Annotated in this window: 18 protein-coding genes and 1 pseudogene; 16 read left to right on the top strand and 3 right to left on the bottom strand. The window is 62.8% G+C overall.

Features of this window, described 5'->3' with window-relative positions; translation table 11 throughout:
* Window positions 1-85 precede the first annotated feature (85 nt).
* From I2I05_RS20395 to I2I05_RS20385, 3 genes are all read left to right on the top strand, one after another.
* Entirely contained in the window at window positions 86-562 is a 477-nt protein-coding gene (locus tag I2I05_RS20395; RefSeq protein WP_196284112.1) for a LexA family protein, read from the top strand.
* A gap of 250 nt (window positions 563-812) precedes the next feature.
* Window positions 813-2,135 carry a Y-family DNA polymerase gene (locus I2I05_RS20390; protein WP_196284111.1) on the top strand — a complete coding sequence of 441 codons (1,323 nt, stop codon included), beginning with the start codon at window positions 813-815 and terminating at the stop codon, window positions 2,133-2,135.
* Between the two features lie 133 nt (window positions 2,136-2,268).
* Complete coding sequence (locus I2I05_RS20385; RefSeq protein WP_196284110.1) at window positions 2,269-2,556, top strand: hypothetical protein; 288 nt, start codon at window positions 2,269-2,271, stop codon at window positions 2,554-2,556.
* A gap of 88 nt (window positions 2,557-2,644) precedes the next feature.
* On the opposite strand, the gene I2I05_RS20380 is transcribed toward I2I05_RS20385, so the two are convergent.
* Entirely contained in the window at window positions 2,645-3,133 is a 489-nt protein-coding gene (locus tag I2I05_RS20380; RefSeq protein ID WP_196284109.1) for a hypothetical protein, read from the bottom strand.
* Between the two features lie 170 nt (window positions 3,134-3,303).
* Here I2I05_RS20380 and I2I05_RS20375 point away from each other — a divergent pair, with 170 nt between their 5' ends.
* The 3 genes from I2I05_RS20375 to I2I05_RS20365 all read left to right on the top strand — a co-directional run bounded on the left by I2I05_RS20375 (window position 3,304) and on the right by I2I05_RS20365 (window position 5,929).
* Window positions 3,304-4,017 carry a GAF domain-containing protein gene (locus I2I05_RS20375; RefSeq protein WP_196284108.1) on the top strand — a complete coding sequence of 238 codons (714 nt, stop codon included), beginning with the start codon at window positions 3,304-3,306 and terminating at the stop codon, window positions 4,015-4,017.
* A 176-nt stretch (window positions 4,018-4,193) separates the two neighbouring features.
* Window positions 4,194-5,414 carry a PAS domain-containing sensor histidine kinase gene (locus I2I05_RS20370; RefSeq protein WP_196284107.1) on the top strand — a complete coding sequence of 407 codons (1,221 nt, stop codon included), beginning with the start codon at window positions 4,194-4,196 and terminating at the stop codon, window positions 5,412-5,414.
* A 95-nt stretch (window positions 5,415-5,509) separates the two neighbouring features.
* Window positions 5,510-5,929, top strand: a complete 420-nt coding sequence (locus tag I2I05_RS20365; RefSeq protein WP_196284106.1) for a response regulator — start codon at window positions 5,510-5,512, stop codon at window positions 5,927-5,929.
* A gap of 225 nt (window positions 5,930-6,154) precedes the next feature.
* On the opposite strand, the gene I2I05_RS20360 is transcribed toward I2I05_RS20365, so the two are convergent.
* Window positions 6,155-6,913 (bottom strand): DUF72 domain-containing protein, encoded by a 759-nt coding sequence (locus tag I2I05_RS20360; protein WP_196284105.1) that lies wholly within the window; start codon window positions 6,911-6,913, stop codon window positions 6,155-6,157.
* A gap of 192 nt (window positions 6,914-7,105) precedes the next feature.
* On the opposite strand from I2I05_RS20360, the gene I2I05_RS20355 reads away from it, so the two are divergent.
* The 10 genes and pseudogenes from I2I05_RS20355 to I2I05_RS20310 all read left to right on the top strand — a co-directional run bounded on the left by I2I05_RS20355 (window position 7,106) and on the right by I2I05_RS20310 (window position 16,887).
* On the top strand, window positions 7,106-7,393 hold the full coding sequence (locus I2I05_RS20355; RefSeq protein WP_196284104.1) for an ArsR/SmtB family transcription factor: 288 nt from the start codon (window positions 7,106-7,108) through the stop codon (window positions 7,391-7,393).
* Between the two features lie 234 nt (window positions 7,394-7,627).
* Window positions 7,628-8,422, top strand: coding sequence for an NADPH-dependent F420 reductase (locus tag I2I05_RS20350; protein WP_196284103.1), 795 nt, complete (start codon window positions 7,628-7,630; stop codon window positions 8,420-8,422).
* A 58-nt stretch (window positions 8,423-8,480) separates the two neighbouring features.
* A pseudogene (locus I2I05_RS20345) lies at window positions 8,481-9,239 on the top strand (NADPH-dependent F420 reductase); the annotation flags it as partial.
* Window positions 9,240-9,285: 46 nt separating this feature from the next.
* Complete coding sequence (locus I2I05_RS20340; RefSeq protein WP_196284101.1) at window positions 9,286-10,191, top strand: NmrA family NAD(P)-binding protein; 906 nt, start codon at window positions 9,286-9,288, stop codon at window positions 10,189-10,191.
* 91 nt (window positions 10,192-10,282) lie between these two features.
* Window positions 10,283-11,407 (top strand): LLM class flavin-dependent oxidoreductase, encoded by a 1,125-nt coding sequence (locus I2I05_RS20335; RefSeq protein WP_196284100.1) that lies wholly within the window; start codon window positions 10,283-10,285, stop codon window positions 11,405-11,407.
* A gap of 76 nt (window positions 11,408-11,483) precedes the next feature.
* A complete protein-coding gene (locus I2I05_RS20330) occupies window positions 11,484-12,560 on the top strand; it encodes an LLM class flavin-dependent oxidoreductase (protein ID WP_196284099.1) in 1,077 nt (358 codons plus the stop codon).
* 326 nt (window positions 12,561-12,886) lie between these two features.
* Entirely contained in the window at window positions 12,887-13,972 is a 1,086-nt protein-coding gene (locus I2I05_RS20325) for an alpha/beta hydrolase (protein ID WP_196284098.1), read from the top strand.
* 56 nt (window positions 13,973-14,028) lie between these two features.
* Window positions 14,029-14,889 carry an SDR family oxidoreductase gene (locus tag I2I05_RS20320; protein ID WP_196284097.1) on the top strand — a complete coding sequence of 287 codons (861 nt, stop codon included), beginning with the start codon at window positions 14,029-14,031 and terminating at the stop codon, window positions 14,887-14,889.
* Window positions 14,890-14,954: 65 nt separating this feature from the next.
* Window positions 14,955-15,851 (top strand): helix-turn-helix domain-containing protein, encoded by an 897-nt coding sequence (locus I2I05_RS20315; protein WP_196284096.1) that lies wholly within the window; start codon window positions 14,955-14,957, stop codon window positions 15,849-15,851.
* Window positions 15,852-16,044: 193 nt separating this feature from the next.
* Complete coding sequence (locus I2I05_RS20310; protein WP_196284095.1) at window positions 16,045-16,887, top strand: SDR family oxidoreductase; 843 nt, start codon at window positions 16,045-16,047, stop codon at window positions 16,885-16,887.
* A 39-nt stretch (window positions 16,888-16,926) separates the two neighbouring features.
* Here the strand turns inward: I2I05_RS20310 and I2I05_RS20305 are convergent, their stop codons facing one another.
* Window positions 16,927-17,391, bottom strand: a complete 465-nt coding sequence (locus tag I2I05_RS20305; protein ID WP_196284094.1) for a hypothetical protein — start codon at window positions 17,389-17,391, stop codon at window positions 16,927-16,929.
* Window positions 17,392-17,662: the final 271 nt, after the last annotated feature.

Here is a 17,662-nt window from a genome sequence, read left to right as displayed (position 1 = left end):
GCAAACTAATTTAATTAGTAGCAGATTTGCCAACAATATTAGCAACGTTTTCGTTGCTATAGCTCATCCTATTCCCAACTATTTTATGACCACCGTCGAAATCCTGCAGATTATCCGGGAGCCCATCTGGATAATCGAGTGCGAAACCCCCGTCCCCGCCGGCTTCCCGAGCCCTGCCGAAGACTACCGCGGCACCAAAGTCGACCTCAACGCCATCCTGCTGCCCAACCCCAACTGCACCTACATGGCCCGGGTCAAGGGCACCAGCATGGACGGCGCCCCCGCCCACATCACCGACGGTGCCCTCATCACCGTCGACTGCTCCATCAAGCCCGAGCCCGGCCACATCGTCGTGGCCGCCGTCGAAGGCGAATTCACCATCAAGCGCCTCGAAAAGCGCGGCGCCACCTACTGGCTGGTCCCCGACAACCCCAACCACCACTCCACCGACATCAGCCTGCTCGGCGACGGCTTCGAAGTCTGGGGCGTCGTCACCCACGCCGTCACCGAATTCATCAACGGCAAGCTCAAAGAACACGTCCGCACCCGCCGCCTCCAGTAGCCGCTGACCAGGCTCCTCTTTATGCCGGAGAGGGAACGGGACCGTGCCCGGCAGGAGTGAGGCCTCCTAAAAGTACGTCATGCTGAGCATGTGGCGCATCAAGCCAGTGAGCGCAGCCGCAGTCGAAGCATCTCTACCGCGCAACTAATCCAATCGGTACCACTAAGACCCAACCCATCAGGCTCCCCTCTCCACGGGCTTCGCGCATCAAGCGAACCGGGGCCGGGGGTGAGGTTAACCCCGCCGCCCCATGTTCGCTTTAGTAGATTGCAACAACTTCTACGTCAGCTGCGAGCGCGCCTTCCAGCCCAGCTTAATCGGCCAGCCCGTCGTGGTCCTCAGCAACAACGACGGCTGCATCGTGTCCCGCTCGGCCGAAGCCAAGGCTCTCGGCCTCAAAATGGGCGAACCCCTGTTCCAGGCGCGCCCCCTCATCGAGCAGCACCAGGTCAAGGTCTTCAGCAGCAACTACGCCCTCTACGGCGACATGAGCAGCCGCGTGATGAACTACCTCTCCGAGGTCGCCCCCGAAGTCGAAATCTACTCCGTCGACGAAGCCTTTCTCGGCCTCCACGGCCTGCACCCCCATTTTGGCACCCTCGAGAATTACGCCCGCAACGTCCGCGCCCAAGTCCGCCAGCGCACCCACATTCCCACCTGCGTCGGCATCGCCCCCACCAAAACCCTCGCCAAGCTCGCCAACCGCGTCGCCAAGAAAGACCCCCGCCTCGATGGCGTCCTCAGCCTCGAAACCCCCGCGGCCCGCCAGTGGGCCCTCGCCCAGGTGCCCGTTCAGGACGTGTGGGGCATCGGCCACCAGTACGCCACCAAGCTCCACGCCCAGGGCATCGCCACCGCCGCCGACCTGGCCCGCTGCTCCGACGCCTACGCCCGCAAGCACCTCGGCGGCGTGGTAGGAGCGAGGCTCGTGCGCGAGCTCCAGGGCTTCCCCTGCCACCAGCTCGCCCCGAGCGAAGACGGTACCCTCGCCCGTCAGAGCATCGCCTGTACCCGCACCTTCGGCCGCCCCCTCACCGAGCTGGCCGACATCGCCGGGGCCGTGGCCGCCTTCGCCTCCCGCGCCGCCGAGAAGCTGCGCCGCCAGGGCTCCGTGGCCCACGTCCTCACCGTCTTCCTCAGCCAGAACCGCTTCGGCCCCACGCCCCCGCCGCATTCCCGTTCCGCCCAGTACACCCTGCCCGCCGCCACCAGCAGCACCCTCGACCTCGTCCGCTACGCCCACGCCCTGCTCCAGCGCCTCTGGCAGCCCGGCCACACCTACGTCAAAGCCGGCGTCATCCTCGACGGCTTCGAAGCCGCCGGCCAGCCCCAGCTCAACCTGTTCGCGCCCACCCCCGAAATCGTTCACCCCCAGGCCAGCGCCCTCATGCAGCGCCTCGACCAGCTCAATGCCCGCTTCGGCCGAGCCGCCGTCCAGGTCGCCGCCGCCCTCCCGTCCCAGCCCAGGCCCCGCGGCGCCAAAGCCGCCCCCGTCGTGCCCTGGCAAGGCCAGCAGCAGCACCGCACCCCCGCCTGCACCACCTCTTGGGACGAGCTCTGGGAAATAGGGTAGGAGCCCCACCAGGAAATAGCAGAACTAAAAAAGAACGTCATGCTGAGCGCAGTCGAACCGAAGGTCGGCGTAGCCAAGCATCTCGCGTGCAGCAGTAATCAACTCTTCTACACCAAAACCTCTTAACAACCCCATGCAAGAACAAAGCAACGTCCGCTTCCTCCTCGGTGCCCGCATCCAGGACCCCACCGCCGACATCCTCACCTTCACCTTCCAGCGCGACGTGTTCGGCCAAGACCTGTATGCTCTCCAGGTCCCGCGCCAACTGCTCCAAAAACTCGGTGGCCAGGGTTTCATCGACTACCTCGCCGACTTCTACCTGGAGCAGCAGCCCGCCGAAACCGCCCGCATCGACCGCGGCGCCGTCGTCTTTGCCTTAACATATGGCATAGACTACAGTAGGCTAGGGGATGCCGCGTAAAGCTGGCCCTAAGTAATCAAAGCCCTCGGCCCGGTCTGAGCCACCGCCCCGGCCGTCCCCGGGAGCGCAGGCTCCCACCGGCTTTCTACTACTTCGCCCCGTCCGGGTACAGCTGCCGATACAGCAGCTGCGCCGCCGCTTCCAGCAGGGGCTGGTCGGTCACCCGCTCCTGGCAGCGCTGCAGGTCGTAGTGGAACAGCGTCCCGAAGGCCTTGCCCTGCCCGTCGCGGATGAGCGCCCCGCAGTAGGAGATGACCGACGTGTCGATGCCCGTCGCCTGCGGGTCCGTGGCCGCGTCCAGAATCTGCACCGGCGCCTCGTTACGGCCCACCAACGAGCAGTACGTGTCGGCCAGGGGCGCGTCGGCCCCCGTGCGCACGTCGGCCAGCTTCCGGTCAAACAGCACCTCGCTGCGCAGCATGTCCCCGTCAAAGCGGTACACGCCCGTGTAGCGATGCGGCGTGCAGTGGTTCAGGTAGCCCAGGGCCGCGTGCACCCCCTGCGCGTGCAGCACCGCGCCAAACGCGGCTATCTCTGCCTGCATGGGGTCGTTTTCGTACCGAGTCGTTGCGTTCATTTTAGCAAAGGTAAAAGGCTGACGCTCGCCGGTTCTTCCCGTCACGTGGCCTCCACGTGCGGCCAAGTGCCCAAACGGCACCCGCGGGTGGGCAACCGGAAACGTCCTCGTTTGTTTAGCGCGTGCCCGTGGTTGCGCTTATCTTGCCTGTGTTTTTTCGCCTCTGCCCCATGCTCCAGCCCCCCGCTTCCTCGTTGCCCCCCGCCGAAGCCGCGCGCCTGCGCAGCCTGCGGGCCCACGACGTGCTGCCCACCCTCGCCGAGCCCCTGTTCGACGAGTTCGTGGCCCTCACGGCCCAGGTCTTCGGCTTGCCCATCTCCCTTATTTCGGTGGTCGAGGAGGACGAGGTCCTGTACCCGGCCAACCACGGCATGCCCGGCAACGACCGCCAGCCCCGCGCGGAGGCCCTCTGCGCCACGGCCATTGAGCAGGCCCGCGCCGTGGTCTACCACGACCTGGCCGTGGAAACCAGCGCCTCCCTGCCCCCTGAGGCCCTCCACGCCGCCGAAGCCAACGAGCTGCGCTTCTACGCCGGGGCCCTGCTGCACCTGCCCGACCAGCGCCCCCTCGGCACGCTCTGCATCATCGACCGCCAGGCCCGCACCTTCAGCGCCGCCGAGCAGCACGTGCTCGACCACCTGGCCGCACTGGTCTCCCGGACCATCGCCGTGCGCCTTACCTGCCTGACCCCCACGTCGGCCGGTGCCCAACGGTGGGAACAGCTGCGGGTGCACCTGCAGGGCGAGCTGCGTGAGCTGACTGCCCTGGTGCGCTACCTCTTCACCCGTCACGGCGTTCAGATTCCCGTACCGGCCGCCCTGCTGGACCAAGTGGAACGCCGCCTGCAGGAAATGAGCCAGTTCCTGAGCGAGAACCAATGCTGATAACGGACGGGCGCTGCCGCCTCACGTTCCCTTACCCGCCCAGCCTAAGCCCGCGGAAATGCATTTTTAGCCACCTGCCCAACTACCTGCCTACCAACCCGAGCGGACCACCTGGCCCGCTCGTTTCTATTCTATACTTCAAAGCGGGTGGGGCCCTGTACCCCGTTCTTTGACGGATGGCTTCCGTATACCCCCACACCGTTCCCCGCCACATGCCGCACGCGCCCACACCCGCCCAGCCTTCGCCTTCTTCCGCGGCTGAAAACGCCGCGGCCCTGCGCGGGGAGCCTGCCGACCCCAGCCAGCAGCCCCTCGACCGCTACGAGCAGAGCCAGGTCCGGTTCCGCACGGTGTTTGAAAACGCCCCGCTCGGCCAGAAAATCATCACCCCGGACCTGACCATCCGGCAGGCCAACCCGGCGGTGGTGAAGATGTTGGGCTGCGCCAGCGTGGACGACCTGGTGGGGCGCAAAATCCTCGAGTTTTCCCACCCCGACCACCGCGCCGACTGGCAGGAGCTGCAAGAGCGCCTCTGGGAGCACAAAATGCCGGCCTTCACCCTCGAAACGTGCATGGTGCGCGCCGACGGCTCCTCCTTCTGGTGCCAGGTTCATTCGGTGCTCTTTCCCGACGAAAGCGGCGAACTGGGCTACACCATCCTCGAGGATATTTCCGATCGCAAAAACCTGGAAGCGAAGCTCAAGCGCGTCTACGACGCGCAGGAAACCATTCTGCAGCTGGCCACCCACGACCTGAAGGGCCCCATCGCCCACATTGAGCTGCTCACCGACCTGCTGCAGCGCGAAGTGGCCAGCCGTAGCGGCGAGGCCCCGCCGCCGGAAATGGTGCACTACCTCGGCCTCATCCAGGCGTCCTGCGCCCACGCCCACGCCCTGCTGCAGGACGTGCTCTACGTGGGCGACCTCGACGAAAACGGGCTGCAGAAACGCCCCACCGACCTGCACGCCTACCTCACCACGCAGCTGAACCTGCACCGCCTCGCGGCCCAGGAGAAAGGCATCGCGCTGGCCCTGGACCTGGCCCCCGAGCCGGCCCAGGCCCGCCTGCACCCCGAAAAGTTTGGCCGCGTGCTCGACAACCTGCTACACAATGCCCTCAAGTTTACGCCCGCCGGGGGCACGGTCACCGTCGGCCTGCGCCAGCACGAGGGCAAGGCCCGCTTCACGGTGCAGGATACCGGCGTGGGCATTCCCGGCAAGCTGCACAACAACCTGTTCGACAAGTTCAACCCCACCCGCTGCGCCGGCCTGCAGGGCGAAACCACCACCGGCTTGGGCCTGTTCATCGCCCGGCAAATCGTGGAGCTTCACGGCGGCCACATCTGGCTCGAAAGCCGTGAAAAAGAAGGCACCACCTTTTTTATCGAGTTGGCTTAACGCGTGGAACTGAATTCATTTTGTGCGGCCCGGGGTAGGGGGCACCGGCTCCTTTCGGCCCGCCATTCCCCAGGGCTCCGTGCCCAGCCCTGTCCATGAAAAAAATCTCCAGCGTGCTGCTGGTCGATGACGACCCGCTCACCAACGACCTCAACGAACGCCTGCTCCAGCAGCTCGGCGTGGCCGACCGCTACCTCGCTGCCACCGACGGGGTAGATGCCTTGGCGGCCCTGGAAGACCTCGCGGCTGAGGCCAATCCCACTAGCCCGGTCCTGGTCTTGCTCGACGTGAAGATGCCCGGTATGGACGGTATGGCTTTTATCGATGCCTACCAGATGTTGCCTGCGGCCCAGCGGCAGGCCGTGGTCATCGTCCTGCACACCGCCTCCATGAGCTCCGTCGACCTCGGCCGCATGGAATCCCTGCCCATCGCCGGCCTGGTCAGCAAGCCTCTCACCAAGGAAAAGCTCGACACCATTCTCAAGCTGCATTTTCAGCGCCAGTTTCCGACCTAGCCCCGCACCCGGCTGCTATCCCATCAAACCAACCCGAGCGGACCCTCTGGCCCGCTCGTTTCGTTTTCACCCCATCTTGCTGCTGTTACCCCTAGCCCTTCCCCTCCGAGCTGGACCGCCTTGAATTCTCTTTGCTGAGGGTAATGGTGGCCCTATTGCCTACTATACCCGGTGCCGTTGCGCACGTAACCAGCGCCCCCCGCCCCCGGACGCGCGTCGTACGGCTCACGCCCGCTCCGCTACCAGCCGGGACAGGTCTTGGGCATTTTCAAAGGCGGCGCCCATGGTGTTGTTGAAGTAGGCATACACGTCTTTTCCATCCTGGAGGTAGTCGTGTATCTGCTCGGCTTGGTCGTGCAGAAAGTCGCGCTCGTAAGACTCTCGGTAGTTTCCCTGCGGGCCGTGGAAGCGCAGATAGACAAAGTCTGCCCCCTCGTTCAGCCGGGCGTTTCGGGCGGGGCCTTTGTCGTGCAGCACCAGGCTGGCGCCGTGGTGGTCCAGCATCTCAAACGCATCGTCTTCATACCAGCTTGGGTGGCGAAACTCCACCGCTTTGCGCCACTCCTGGGCGGGGTCTGCCGCGGCAAGCGCCTGCAAGAGGGCACTGACCGCGTTTAGCTGGCGAATGCTGTTGCTGGGCGGGAACTGAATGAGCAGGCATCCCTTTTTGGGGCCCAACTCCCGGGCGGCAGCTAGAAAGCGGACAATACCGGAGAGGTCTTCTGCCAGCGCCTTGGTGTGCGTGATGTCGCGCCACAGCTTGAGGGTAAAGTCAAACCCAGGGCCGGTTTCCGCGGCCCAGGCCGCAAACGTTTTGGGCTGGGGGATGCGGTAGAAGGTGCTGTTAATCTCCACCGAGTTAAACAGGGTGGCGTAGTAGGTGAGGCGGCTCGTGGCCTGGTAGGCCTCCGGAAAGGTGGCCTTGGGGCCGGGCACGACGATGCCGCTGGTGCCAGTGCGCAGGGTGCCAAGGAGGGCCGGCATGGGAAGGCGTTAGACGGGAGTTTCGTGGGATAACGTGCCACGCGGCCTCAGCGTTTTACCCCATACCGTCTATTAACGCCTGTCGGCACGCTGCCGTTTGTCTGCAACCCGGAGGCATGACCAGAACCTTTGCGGGTTCATACCAGTTAAGCATACATAAACCATTGCGCATGTGTTAACTTTGTTCTCATAATGGATACCAAGTCCCTTGTCAAGTTAGCTAAGTCACTGAGCGACCCCACCCGGCTTCGCTTATTGCAGGAAATAGCAAAAGGGGATATCACGGTTTGTGCCGACTTGTTTCAGTACGTGCCCATCAGCCAGCCTTCCATGTCGCAGCACCTAAAGGTCCTCTCCGAGGCGGGCTTGATTGAGTCCCACAAAGAAGGCCGGAATATGCACATGTTCATCAATGCTGAAAAACTGCAGGAGTTGGAAGACTTCCTGCAACTGCTTAAACCGGCTATAGCTAAGCTATAATTACCTCCTTGGCCCGTTGGTGCTATCACCAACGGTTTTTTATTCTCCTAAAGCATCATTGCATGCTTATGTTTTTATGATTTATGCCTTTGCTGATGCCTGGCTAGAAAGATACCGGTTGCCAGCAGAGGCCTTTACCCACGCTTCTCCAGGCCCAGCGCTGCTACCTAGGCTGCCACCCGTTCATTTTAATAAAACCCGCTGCATAGCAGTGTCTTAAATCTTCAAAGCGCCATGAATATTGGAATCGTTGGAGCCGGTAACATCGGCAAGACCCTTGCTCGCAAACTACAGCAGCACGGCCACCAGGTGCGTGTTGCCAATTCGCGCGGCCCTGAATCGTTGCGGGACTTTGCCCAGCAAACCGGCGTCACGGCCGTGACCGTCGGCGAGGCGGTGCAGGGGGCGGAGCTACTCATTCTCACCATTCCGTTGGGGAAGACGCCCGACGTGCAGGCCGATTTCCGCGACGTGCCGAAGGAGGTCATCATCGTGGAAACAATGAACTACTACCCGGCGCGCGATGGGGAGATAGCCGCTATTGAGCAGGGGCTAACGAACAGCGCGTGGGTCGAGCAAGTGCTGGGCCACCCGGTCATAAAAGCCTTCAACAACATTGGGGCGTACAGCTTTCTTGCCGATGGCCGGCCCGCCGGCACCCCCGGCCGCATTGCCCTGAGCGTATCGGGCGACGACGAAGCGGCCAAGCAAACGGTCATCGAGCTGGTCAACCAGACCGGCTTCGAGGGCTACGACGCGGGCCCCATCGCCGACTCGTGGCGGCAGCAGCCCGGTACCCCGGCCTACTGCACCGACCTGTCGCTGGACGAGGCCAAAGCCGCCCGGGCGCGCGCCGTGCGGGCAGAGGCCCCGGCCAACCGGGACCAGGTCAATCAAAAGCTGGCTGACCTGGGCGAGGAGTACATGCACATCATCGTGAGCGGCAACTACCCCGCAGGGTTCGTGGACCGGGGCATCGACGTGTCGCGGGAATATTACGGCTATCCCAGCCGGCAATGGCAGGAGTAGCCCACTTGCATGACCGTGGCATACGCCAACGGCTTAGTGCCAAAACACTGTTTACCATACCCTTAACTCCATGAAAATCGGAATCATTGGCACCGGCCCGGTCGGCGGCTCCCTTGCCAAAAATCTGGCCGCCCTCGGCCACCAAGTGAAAGTGACCAACACCCGGCAGCCGGCCGAGCTGGCCCAGAAAGCGAAGGAATTAGGCGCCAGCCCCGCTACTCTGCAAGAGGTGGTGCAGGACGTGGACCTCGTCTTTATCAGCGTGCCTTTCAAGGTAATTGACGAGTTTCCCAAGGACCTGTTCCGGTCGTTGCCCCCTGAGGTGATTGTGGTGGATACCGGCAACTACTACCCCTTCCGGGACGAGAAAATCGACGCGCTGGAGCAGGGCCAGCCGGAGAGCGTGCTGGCGGCCGAGCAGCTGGGCCGCCCCTTGCTGAAAGCCTTTAACAACCTGCTGGCCGAGACGATTGCCAGCGGCGGCACCGCCCCTGGCACGCCCGGCCGCATTGCCCTTTCCATTGCGGGAGATGACGAGCGCGCCAAACAAATCCTATCTGCCCTCTGCAACGACTTCGGCTTTGACGTGGTGGACGGGGGCAGCCTGGCCGACTCGTGGCGGCAGCAACCCGGCACCCCGGCCTACTGCACCGAGCTCACGGCCCCGGAGCTGACGCAGGCCCTGGCCAACGCCGTGCCCGGCAAGGCTCCGCAGATACGCGACGAAATTATCGGGGAGCTGCTCCAACGCAAAGACTGGCCTACCCGCGAAGAAGTGGTGGCTGGCAACCGCGCCCGGCAGCTAGGTAAGGAGTAGCCAGTCCAGGCCCTATATACCGAATACAACTTCAGTACAAACTCACATGGAAAACCAGCAACACCCGACCGTCCTTGTTTTGGGCGCCAGCGGAACCATCGGCCGTCAAGTGGTAAAAGACCTGGAAGGTCAAGCTGTCAACGTACGCATCACGTCGCGCAACCAAGAGACGGTGGAACAGTTTCGCCGCGAAGGGAAAGACTGGCACTACCTGGACCTGGATGACCCGAGAACCTTTGCGCTGGCGCTGGCCGGAGTGGACCGGGTGTTTCTGCTAACCGGTTACACGGTGGCCATGCTCACGCAGAGCAAAACCCTGGTGGACGCGGCCAAGAAAGCCGGCGTCCGTCATATCGTGCACGTGGGCGTGTTCGCGCAGTGGGACACGACCGACGCGCACTTTGCTTGGCACCAGCTGATTGAAAAGTACATCGAGGCCAGCGGCATTGCCTGGACCCACCTTCATCCGAACATGTTTATGGAGGTGTTTACCGGGCTGTACATACCCAAGAATCTAACCTATACCAGTTACTGGGACGACCGGCGGGTTGGCTACATTGCCTCCAGTGATATTGCGGCGGTGGCCGCCAAGGCCCTCGTCGACGGGCCAGAGCGGCACGGCGGGCAACATTACTGGCTCAGCGTGGAAACCTTTAACGGGCAGGAAATTGCGGCGCTGCTGAGCGAGGTAACCGGCCTGGAAATCAAGCACGAAGACAAAGGCCTGGAAGGCTTTAAAGAGCTGATTGAAACGCTGCTGGCGAATGGGGCGGAGAGCTGGTACGCCAAGGCCAACATTGACTTTGTGACGCAGATGCTCGACGGCCGAATGTCCTACATGTCCATGGTGCAAAACGATATTCCCTACGTCCTGGGCAGGCCCGCTAAGACCCTTCGGGAATTTCTGCAGGAGCATAAGGCTGCAATTAGGGAATCAGCGGTAGCGGGGTAAAGGACATGCAGGTGCTGGATATCATCGGCCAGACCCTTGGCTTGCGGAGAAGGTTCTGCCGGGGCAAAAACACGCATTTATACTTCTTGTAATGACCAACCGAAAAACGTTAAAGCTGGCCGCAGTCATTGATGGGCCGGGGTGGAATTTTTCCTCCTGGCGACACCCCGATATGCCCGCCGACGCCGGCGAAAACATTGATTTCTTCGTTCAACAGGCGCAGTTGGCGGAGCAGGCCAAGTTCGAAACCCTGTTTTTGTACGACGTGAGTCACGTTGGGCCCGGCAACATTCCCTACTACCTGAGCATGTTCGAGGGAGGGACGCTCATGTCGGCCCTGGCCATGAAAACGGAGCGCATCGGCCTCTCCATGACGGCTTCCAGCTCCTACACCGACCCCTACAATCTGGCCCGGCAGGTCTTGTCGCTGGACAAACTCAGCAAGGGCCGGGCCTCGCTGAACGCCATTACCTCCAATCCGGGCGGGATGGTGAACTTCAGCCGCGGCCACCTCGGCAAAGCCGACCAGTACCCCATGCACGAGGAGTTTCTGGAAGTTCTGCTGGACCTATGGGACACCTACGAGGACGACGCCTTTCCCCGTGATAAGGAAAGCGGCGTCTTCCTGAACCCGCGCAAGATGCATCCGGTTAACTTTCAGGGCAAGTACTTCTCGGTGGATGGTCCGCTGAACCTGAGCCGCTCGGTGCAGGGTCGGCCGGTGCTGTACATGGCCGGCAGTTCGCCTACCTTTGTAGACCTGGCCACGTCCTACACGGACGGCGTCTTCATGGCCGGCAGCACCTTCGAGGAAACGGTATTGCTCGCGAATGCGCTGACCGCAAAGCTGCTGGAAAAAGGCAGGCAGCCGGACCACTTTGTGCGGGCCATTTCGCAAAACCCCATCGTGGGTCGCACCGATGCGGAGGCTCACCAGAAGTACCGGGAAATCCTCGCGCTGGGCCCGTACTCGCACACTCCCGTTCCCTTGTTTATGGGCTCGGCCGAACGAGTTGCCACGGAAATCCAGCGGTGGTATGAAGCCGGGGCCATCGACCTGTTCATGGTTCGGCAGGACCATCCCCACGGGCTACGGGACTTCATCGAGCTGGTGGTGCCCATTCTGCAGGAACGCGGCCTTTTCCATCGAGAGTACGAGGCCGAAACCCTGCGGGGAAATCTTGACCTACCAAAACCCGCGTTCCGAACCATTTAAACGGCGCTTCCCTTCTGTTTCAGCTATTCAAGCATCTGGCCGGCTGTTCCCAGCTACCCCTTAATCTAAAGACCCCATGCCTACGCCCCTTAACGAGTCCAACCGCCCGGAAAAGCATCCGGTCGCCTATTCTATCCTAGACTTGGCCATCGTGTCGCAGGGCCGCACGATACAGCAGACCCTCCACGACTCCCTGGCCTTGGCCCAGGAAGCCGAAGCACAAGGCTACACCCGCTACTGGCTGGCCGAGCACCACAACTCCGACAACATCGGCAGCAGCGCCACCTCGCTGCTCATCGGCTATGTCGCCGAAAACACGGCCACCATCCGCGTGGGCTCGGGCGGCATCATGCTGCCCAATCACTCGCCCTTGATTGTGGCCGAACAGTTCGGCACCCTGGCGCACTTGTACCCCGGCCGCATCGACTTGGGGCTGGGCCGAGCTGCGGGCACCGACTCGCAAACCGCGCAGGCCATTCGGTCCGATTTCATGCAGGCGGCCCATTCGTTCCCCCGCGAAGTCGGCAAAATCCAGGAATACTTCTCGCCGGAAAACAAGCACGCCGTCGTTCGGGCCCCGGTGGCCGAAGGCACCGACGTGCCCCTGTACATTCTGGGCTCCAGCACTGATAGCGCGCACCTGGCGGCCAAGCTGGGTTTGCCCTATGCGTTTGCCAGCCACTTTGCTTCCACCCACTTGCTCAATGCTCTACGGATTTACCGCGAGGAGTTTCAGCCGTCGGCCGTGCTGCAACAGCCTTACACCATCGTCGGCCTCAACGCCTACGTGGCCAACACCGATGAGGAGGCGCAGCAACAGTTTACGTCCTTAATCAGGATGTTTGTCGCGCTCTTGACCGGTGGGGCAAAGGAGGCCCTGCAGCCCCCCACGGACATGACCGACGAACTGGAAGGCATGTGGCATCATCCGGCCGTACAGCAAATGCTGAAGTACTCCTTCGTCGGCAGCAAGCAAACGGTCAAGCAGCAGCTACAAGCGTTTCTGGCCGAAACCCAAGCGGACGAACTCATCACGGCTTCCACCATGTACGCGCTGGAAGACCGGCTAAAATCTGCTCGCCTGTTTGGGGAAATTATGCGGGAGCTAAACGAGCCTAAAGCAGCCGGGCACCTGAGCCAACTTCTCCGCTAAGCCGACAACGACTGCGTATTTTTTGGGCGGTGGCTGGATTGCCCTGACTAATACACCCCACGTCCTAAAGTGCCACCAACCAAAACGAGCGGACCATCTGGCCCGCTCGTTTCGTTTCCACCCTACACCGCAAAACGCGGCCAGTCAGTACCCACAATTTATTCCCAGTTGCACATTGAACGCCTCCCACGTTGCTGTTTGATTTGTGCACAAAGCGGTTTGATTCGTGTTGTGACGCCTTTTTTAAGCGGGGGACCTTTGTCTTGCTTCAACTAGGTTGCCTGGCGACGAGTGGTGGAGCCCAAGAAACCTTAACGAAAAAGGATATGAGCCAGAATAAGCAAGAAGCAGACACGAACCGAAAGCGTCGCCTGGTGCAGGGCCGCCGCTTAGTAGCCACTGCGGCCCTTTTCGGGGCATCCGCCGCCTTGTCAGGGTTCACCGGCGCCCCATTGTCGCGGGCTGCCCCCGCCGTTTCGCCTGAGCCTAGCCACCAACCGGTAGCTGCCACAGTGAAAAGTGTGCAGTTCCCGAACGGCCCCCTGAAGATGGCCGGCAACCTCTATCTGCCCGCCGGCTTCGACGCGGCCAAAACCTACGCTGCCATTGTCGTCGTGCACCCCGGGGGCGGCGTGAAGGAGCAGACCGCCGGCCTGTACGCGCAGCGCCTGGCCGCGCAGGGTTTCATCGCCCTGGCGTTCGACGCGTCGCACCAGGGCGCCAGTGAGGGCCTTCCCCGCTTCCTCGACGACCCCATGAAGCGCGTGGGCGACATTTCCAGCGCCGTCGACTACCTGACCACGCTAGCCTACGTGGACGCCCAGCGCCTCGGCGCGCTCGGCATCTGCGCCGGCAGCGGGGCCACCGTGAAAGCCGCCATGACCGAGCGCCGCCTCAAGGCCCTGGCCACCGTGAGCGCCGTGGACGTGGGCGCGGCGAGCCGCAAAGGGTGGGACGGCCAGGCCACGCAGTCTGGCCAGCTGGCCACGCTGGAAGCCGTGGCCCAGCAGCGCACCGCCGAAGCTGCTGGCGCGGCGCCCGTGTACGTGCCTTATGTGCCCAACGTGGGGGACAAAACCGCGCCCCGCGATTTGCAAGAGGCCGCCGACTACTACCTCACGCCGCGCGGCCAGCACCCCAACGCCCCCAACAAGATGCTGCTGACCAGCGCCGGCTACGGGGCCGTGTTCAACGCCTTCGACCAAGCCGAAACGCTGCTCACGCAACCCCTGCTGATTGTCGCGGGCAGCGCAGCCGGCTCGCTCTGGCACAGCCGGGACCTGTACGCCAAGGCCGCGGGGCCCAAGGACTTGGTCCTCATTTCCGGGGCCACGCACATGGACCTCTACGACGGCAAGGGCGCGGGCCTGGCACTGGACAAGTTGGCGCCATTCTTCAAGCGCACCCTCTAAACGGCATAATTTCAAACGCTTCCCGTCAAACCCTAGTCATAAAACGAAACAACATCATGGCAGACAAGCAAGTATGGCTGATTACCGGCGCCGGCCGGGGAATGGGCCTGGACATCACCAAAGCCGTGTTGGCCGCCGGCCACGCCGTCGTGGCCACCGGCCGCAACCGGGAGCGCGTCGCGCAAGCCGTTGGCGCGTCCGATGACCTGCTGGTGCTCACGCTCGACATCACCCAGCCCGGCGAGGCGGAAGCCGCCGTGCAGGCCGCCCTCGACCGGTTTGGCCGCCTCGACGTGCTGGTGAATAACGCGGCCAACTTCTACGCCGGCTTCTTCGAGGAGCTGAGCCCGGAGCAGATAAACCAGCAGCTGGCCACCAGCCTCCTCGGCCCCATGAACGTGACCCGGGCCGTGCTGCCGGTGTTGCGCCGGCAGCGCGCCGGCCAGATTATCACCATCTCCTCCACGGCGGGCCTCGTCGGCTTCGAATTCGGGGCCGCCTATGCCGCCTCCAAGTTCGGCCTGGAGGGCTGGATGCAGTCGCTGCAGGCCGAAGTTGCTCCCTTTGGCATCGACACCATTGTGGTCAACCCGGGCTTCTTCCGCACCGAGCTGCTCACCGAAGAGTCCACTAACTTTGCCACTCACCCAATTGCCGACTACAACGAGCGCCGGGCCGCGCAGGAGCAGTTCTGGACGGGCCACAACGGCCAGCAGACGGGCGACCCGGCCAAGCTCGCCCAAGCACTGCTCACGATTTCCAGTCAAGAAAACCCACCCCGCCGCTTTCTGGCCGGGGCCGATGCCGTGGCCACCGCCGAGCAAGTCGCCGCCGTGCTCCAGCAGGAAACCGCCGCTTACCGGGAATTGTCGTCCTCCCTCGCCTACGACGAGCCGGCGGCCAGCGCCGGCCACTAGCCCTTTCTGACCGGATGACGCAGGCGGCAGGTCTCCTTATTTCCCTTCCCACCCGTAGACACCCCATGGCAACCCCCTTGCTTCCGTCGCCGCGCCCAGACATTTACCCGAGTGTCTCGCCCTCCGGGGGCGAAATCACCGTGCTGACCATGCAGGAGGCCGAATGCGGCCTGGGGCACTACGACCGGCGCGACGTGTTTAAGTGCGTGCTGGTGCTGCGCGGGGCCAACGAGCTGCATTACGCCACCCGCAGCTACCTGATTGACCGGCCCGCGCTGGTGTTCACCAACCGCCTGGTGCCGTTTTCGTGGGAACCGGTGGAAGGCACGGGCGAGCAGGAAGGCTACATCTGCGCCTTCACCGAACCGTTCTTGCAGTCGGCCATGCGCGGCGTCCGCCTCAAAGAGTCGGTGCTCTACCGGGTCGACGGCAACCCGGTGTATTACCTCGACGACGAGCAGCAGCGCTACTTGGGCGAGGTGTTTGGCCGGATGCGGAAGGACTTCGACACCGAATACGAGCACAAGGACGAGTTGCTGCGCAGCCAGCTCTCGCTCATTGTCCACGAGGCGACCCGACTGGAGCCAGCCAGTTCGTTTCCGGCCGTAGCCACCAATTCGGCCGAGCGCGTCACCAACCTGTTCATGACCCTGCTGGACATCCAATTTCCGGTGACCAAAGCGTACAACGAGCCCTTGCTGAAAAACGCCCAGGAGTACGCCGACCGGCTGGCCGTGCACGTCAACAGCCTGAACCGGGCCGTGAAGCAAGTGACGGGTAAGCCCACCACGGCCCATATTGCCGACCGCATCACCAGCGAAGCTAAGGTGCTCCTGCACCACACCGACTGGAGCGTGGGCGACATCGCCGACCGCCTCGGCTTTGAGTACGCCACCTACTTTCACCGCTTCTTCAAGCAGCACACCGGTACCACGCCGCTGGCTTTCCGGCAAGCAGCTTAACAAGCGACGTTATACTAATACCAAACCAAAACGAGCGGACCATCTGGCCCGCTCGTTTTAATGGTGTCACTACTCAATAACCACCCTACGCCGTTGGCCGGAGCGTGGTTATGCGCTTGTAGTCGCGCACACGTGCCCAATACTTGGCCTGACGTAGGTTGCAGTCGTAGCAATAAAATTTTTCATTACCGCCATGACCACCAACGTAACCGTTGTTATTGGAGCCGGCTCCATCGGCCAAGCCATTGCCCGGCGGGTGAGCGCGGGCAAGCACGTCTTACTGGCCGACCTGCGCCTGGAAAACGCCGAAGCCGCCGCCAAGGTCCTGAGCGAAGCGGGCTTCGACGTCAGCACCACCATCGTGGACATATCGTCCCGTACATCCGTGCAAGCCCTCGTCGAAACCGCGACGGCCCTTGGCCAGGTCACCGGCCTCATCCACGCGGCGGGCGTTTCGCCCACGCAAGCGCCGCCGGCTACCATCCTGCGGGTCGACTTGTACGGCACCGCGCTGGTGCTAGAAGCCTTCGGCAACGTCATCGCGCCCGGGGGAGCGGGCGTCGTCATTTCGTCGCAGTCGGGGCACCGTTTGCCGGCGCTCACCGCCGAGCAGGACAAGGCCCTCGCTACCACGCCGGTGGAAGAGTTGCTGGCCCTGCCCATGCTCCAGCCTGACCAGGTACCCGACCCGCTGCATGCGTACCAAGTATCCAAGCGCGCCAATTCGTTGCGAGTGAAGGCCGAAGCCGTGCGCTGGGGCCGGCGTGGTGCGCGGGTCAACGCTATTAGCCCCGGCATCATCATGACGCCCTTGGCCAAGGACGAGTTGACCGGCCCGCGAGGTGCCGGCTACCGGCGCATGATGGAAGGCTGCCCGGCGAAGCGCGTGGGCACTCCCGACGAGGTGGGCGCGGTCGGCGCGCTGCTCTTGGGCCCGGAAGGTACCTTCATCACCGGCAGCGACTTTCTGATGGACGGCGGCGTCACCGCCTCCCACTTCTACGGTGACCTTGCACCAAGGCATGTGTCCCAATAGGGTCCAAATAGAAGAGGAGGGGATTGCTATGCAGTGCTCTCACTCGACGGTACCGGTTACTTTGAAGGTATAACGGGTGAACCGTTGGCTCCGCGGGGCGTGCAGCTGGGTGGTGATGCTTGCTTGGTAGACCACCTCAAAGAAGCGCGCGTTGCGCAACTCGTCTTCGTCGTGGTTGTCGCGCGGGCTTTCCAAGGTGTTGCGAATCGAGTCGCCGGGCGCCAGCCCAACCGGACCGGCCTCGGCCGGGTTGCAGTACCGTTTCACCTTGCGATTCGGCAGCAACGGCCGGTGCTGGGCATCGTAGAGAAATAGGTACACCGAACAATGATAGGGGCGGGTGAGGAAGCAGGGACGCGGGCCCGCATTGCGCACCGTTAATTCCCCGCCCGATTGCCCCGTGGCGTGCTGGGTGGGCACCTGTACGCCGGTTGCCGCCGCTTCGGCTTGCGTGGCGAGGCGCAGTGGAGGGGTGCAGCCGGAGAGCAGAGCGAAAGCAAGCACCCATCGACCGAGCATCGGTTGGAGTGTTTGCAGGAAAACTGAAAAACCGCGTTTCATCCGTTCAAGTTAACGGTCGGAAAAGAAAAGGAGACCATTTAAAAAGCCATTTTTGGCCCGTTTAGTTGGTTAAAGTCAGAAGCTGACGGCGTTCTTCTCCCTGCGCTTGGCTCATGTTAACCGACTTGGTATTCGACCCACACAGCATGAAGTGGTAGTGGCCCTTCGGCAAATCGAATCGGTCCATCTCCATCGTCCCACTGTAAAAATCGGG

The sequence above is a fragment of the Hymenobacter jeongseonensis genome (assembly GCF_015694725.1).
GTDB classification, from domain to species: Bacteria; Bacteroidota; Bacteroidia; order Cytophagales; family Hymenobacteraceae; genus Hymenobacter; species Hymenobacter jeongseonensis.
The sequence above is the reverse complement of the archived record's forward strand: the minus strand, read 5'-3'. Positions and strand labels throughout refer to the sequence as shown.

Coding starts and splice junctions, on each gene's coding strand:
- I2I05_RS20380 (WP_196284109.1), bottom strand. CDS start 3,133: ATGAACGCAACGACTCGGTACGAAAACGACCCCATGCAGGCAGAGATA.
- I2I05_RS20365 (WP_196284106.1), top strand. CDS start 5,510: ATGAAAAAAATCTCCAGCGTGCTGCTGGTCGATGACGACCCGCTCACC.
- I2I05_RS20310 (WP_196284095.1), top strand. CDS start 16,045: ATGACCACCAACGTAACCGTTGTTATTGGAGCCGGCTCCATCGGCCAA.
- I2I05_RS20350 (WP_196284103.1), top strand. CDS start 7,628: ATGAATATTGGAATCGTTGGAGCCGGTAACATCGGCAAGACCCTTGCT.
- I2I05_RS20375 (WP_196284108.1), top strand. CDS start 3,304: ATGCTCCAGCCCCCCGCTTCCTCGTTGCCCCCCGCCGAAGCCGCGCGC.
- I2I05_RS20355 (WP_196284104.1), top strand. CDS start 7,106: ATGGATACCAAGTCCCTTGTCAAGTTAGCTAAGTCACTGAGCGACCCC.
- I2I05_RS20315 (WP_196284096.1), top strand. CDS start 14,955: ATGGCAACCCCCTTGCTTCCGTCGCCGCGCCCAGACATTTACCCGAGT.
- I2I05_RS20340 (WP_196284101.1), top strand. CDS start 9,286: ATGGAAAACCAGCAACACCCGACCGTCCTTGTTTTGGGCGCCAGCGGA.
- I2I05_RS20395 (WP_196284112.1), top strand. CDS start 86: ATGACCACCGTCGAAATCCTGCAGATTATCCGGGAGCCCATCTGGATA.
- I2I05_RS20335 (WP_196284100.1), top strand. CDS start 10,283: ATGACCAACCGAAAAACGTTAAAGCTGGCCGCAGTCATTGATGGGCCG.
- I2I05_RS20370 (WP_196284107.1), top strand. CDS start 4,194: ATGGCTTCCGTATACCCCCACACCGTTCCCCGCCACATGCCGCACGCG.
- I2I05_RS20325 (WP_196284098.1), top strand. CDS start 12,887: ATGAGCCAGAATAAGCAAGAAGCAGACACGAACCGAAAGCGTCGCCTG.
- I2I05_RS20330 (WP_196284099.1), top strand. CDS start 11,484: ATGCCTACGCCCCTTAACGAGTCCAACCGCCCGGAAAAGCATCCGGTC.
- I2I05_RS20390 (WP_196284111.1), top strand. CDS start 813: ATGTTCGCTTTAGTAGATTGCAACAACTTCTACGTCAGCTGCGAGCGC.
- I2I05_RS20320 (WP_196284097.1), top strand. CDS start 14,029: ATGGCAGACAAGCAAGTATGGCTGATTACCGGCGCCGGCCGGGGAATG.
- I2I05_RS20385 (WP_196284110.1), top strand. CDS start 2,269: ATGCAAGAACAAAGCAACGTCCGCTTCCTCCTCGGTGCCCGCATCCAG.
- I2I05_RS20360 (WP_196284105.1), bottom strand. CDS start 6,913: ATGCCGGCCCTCCTTGGCACCCTGCGCACTGGCACCAGCGGCATCGTC.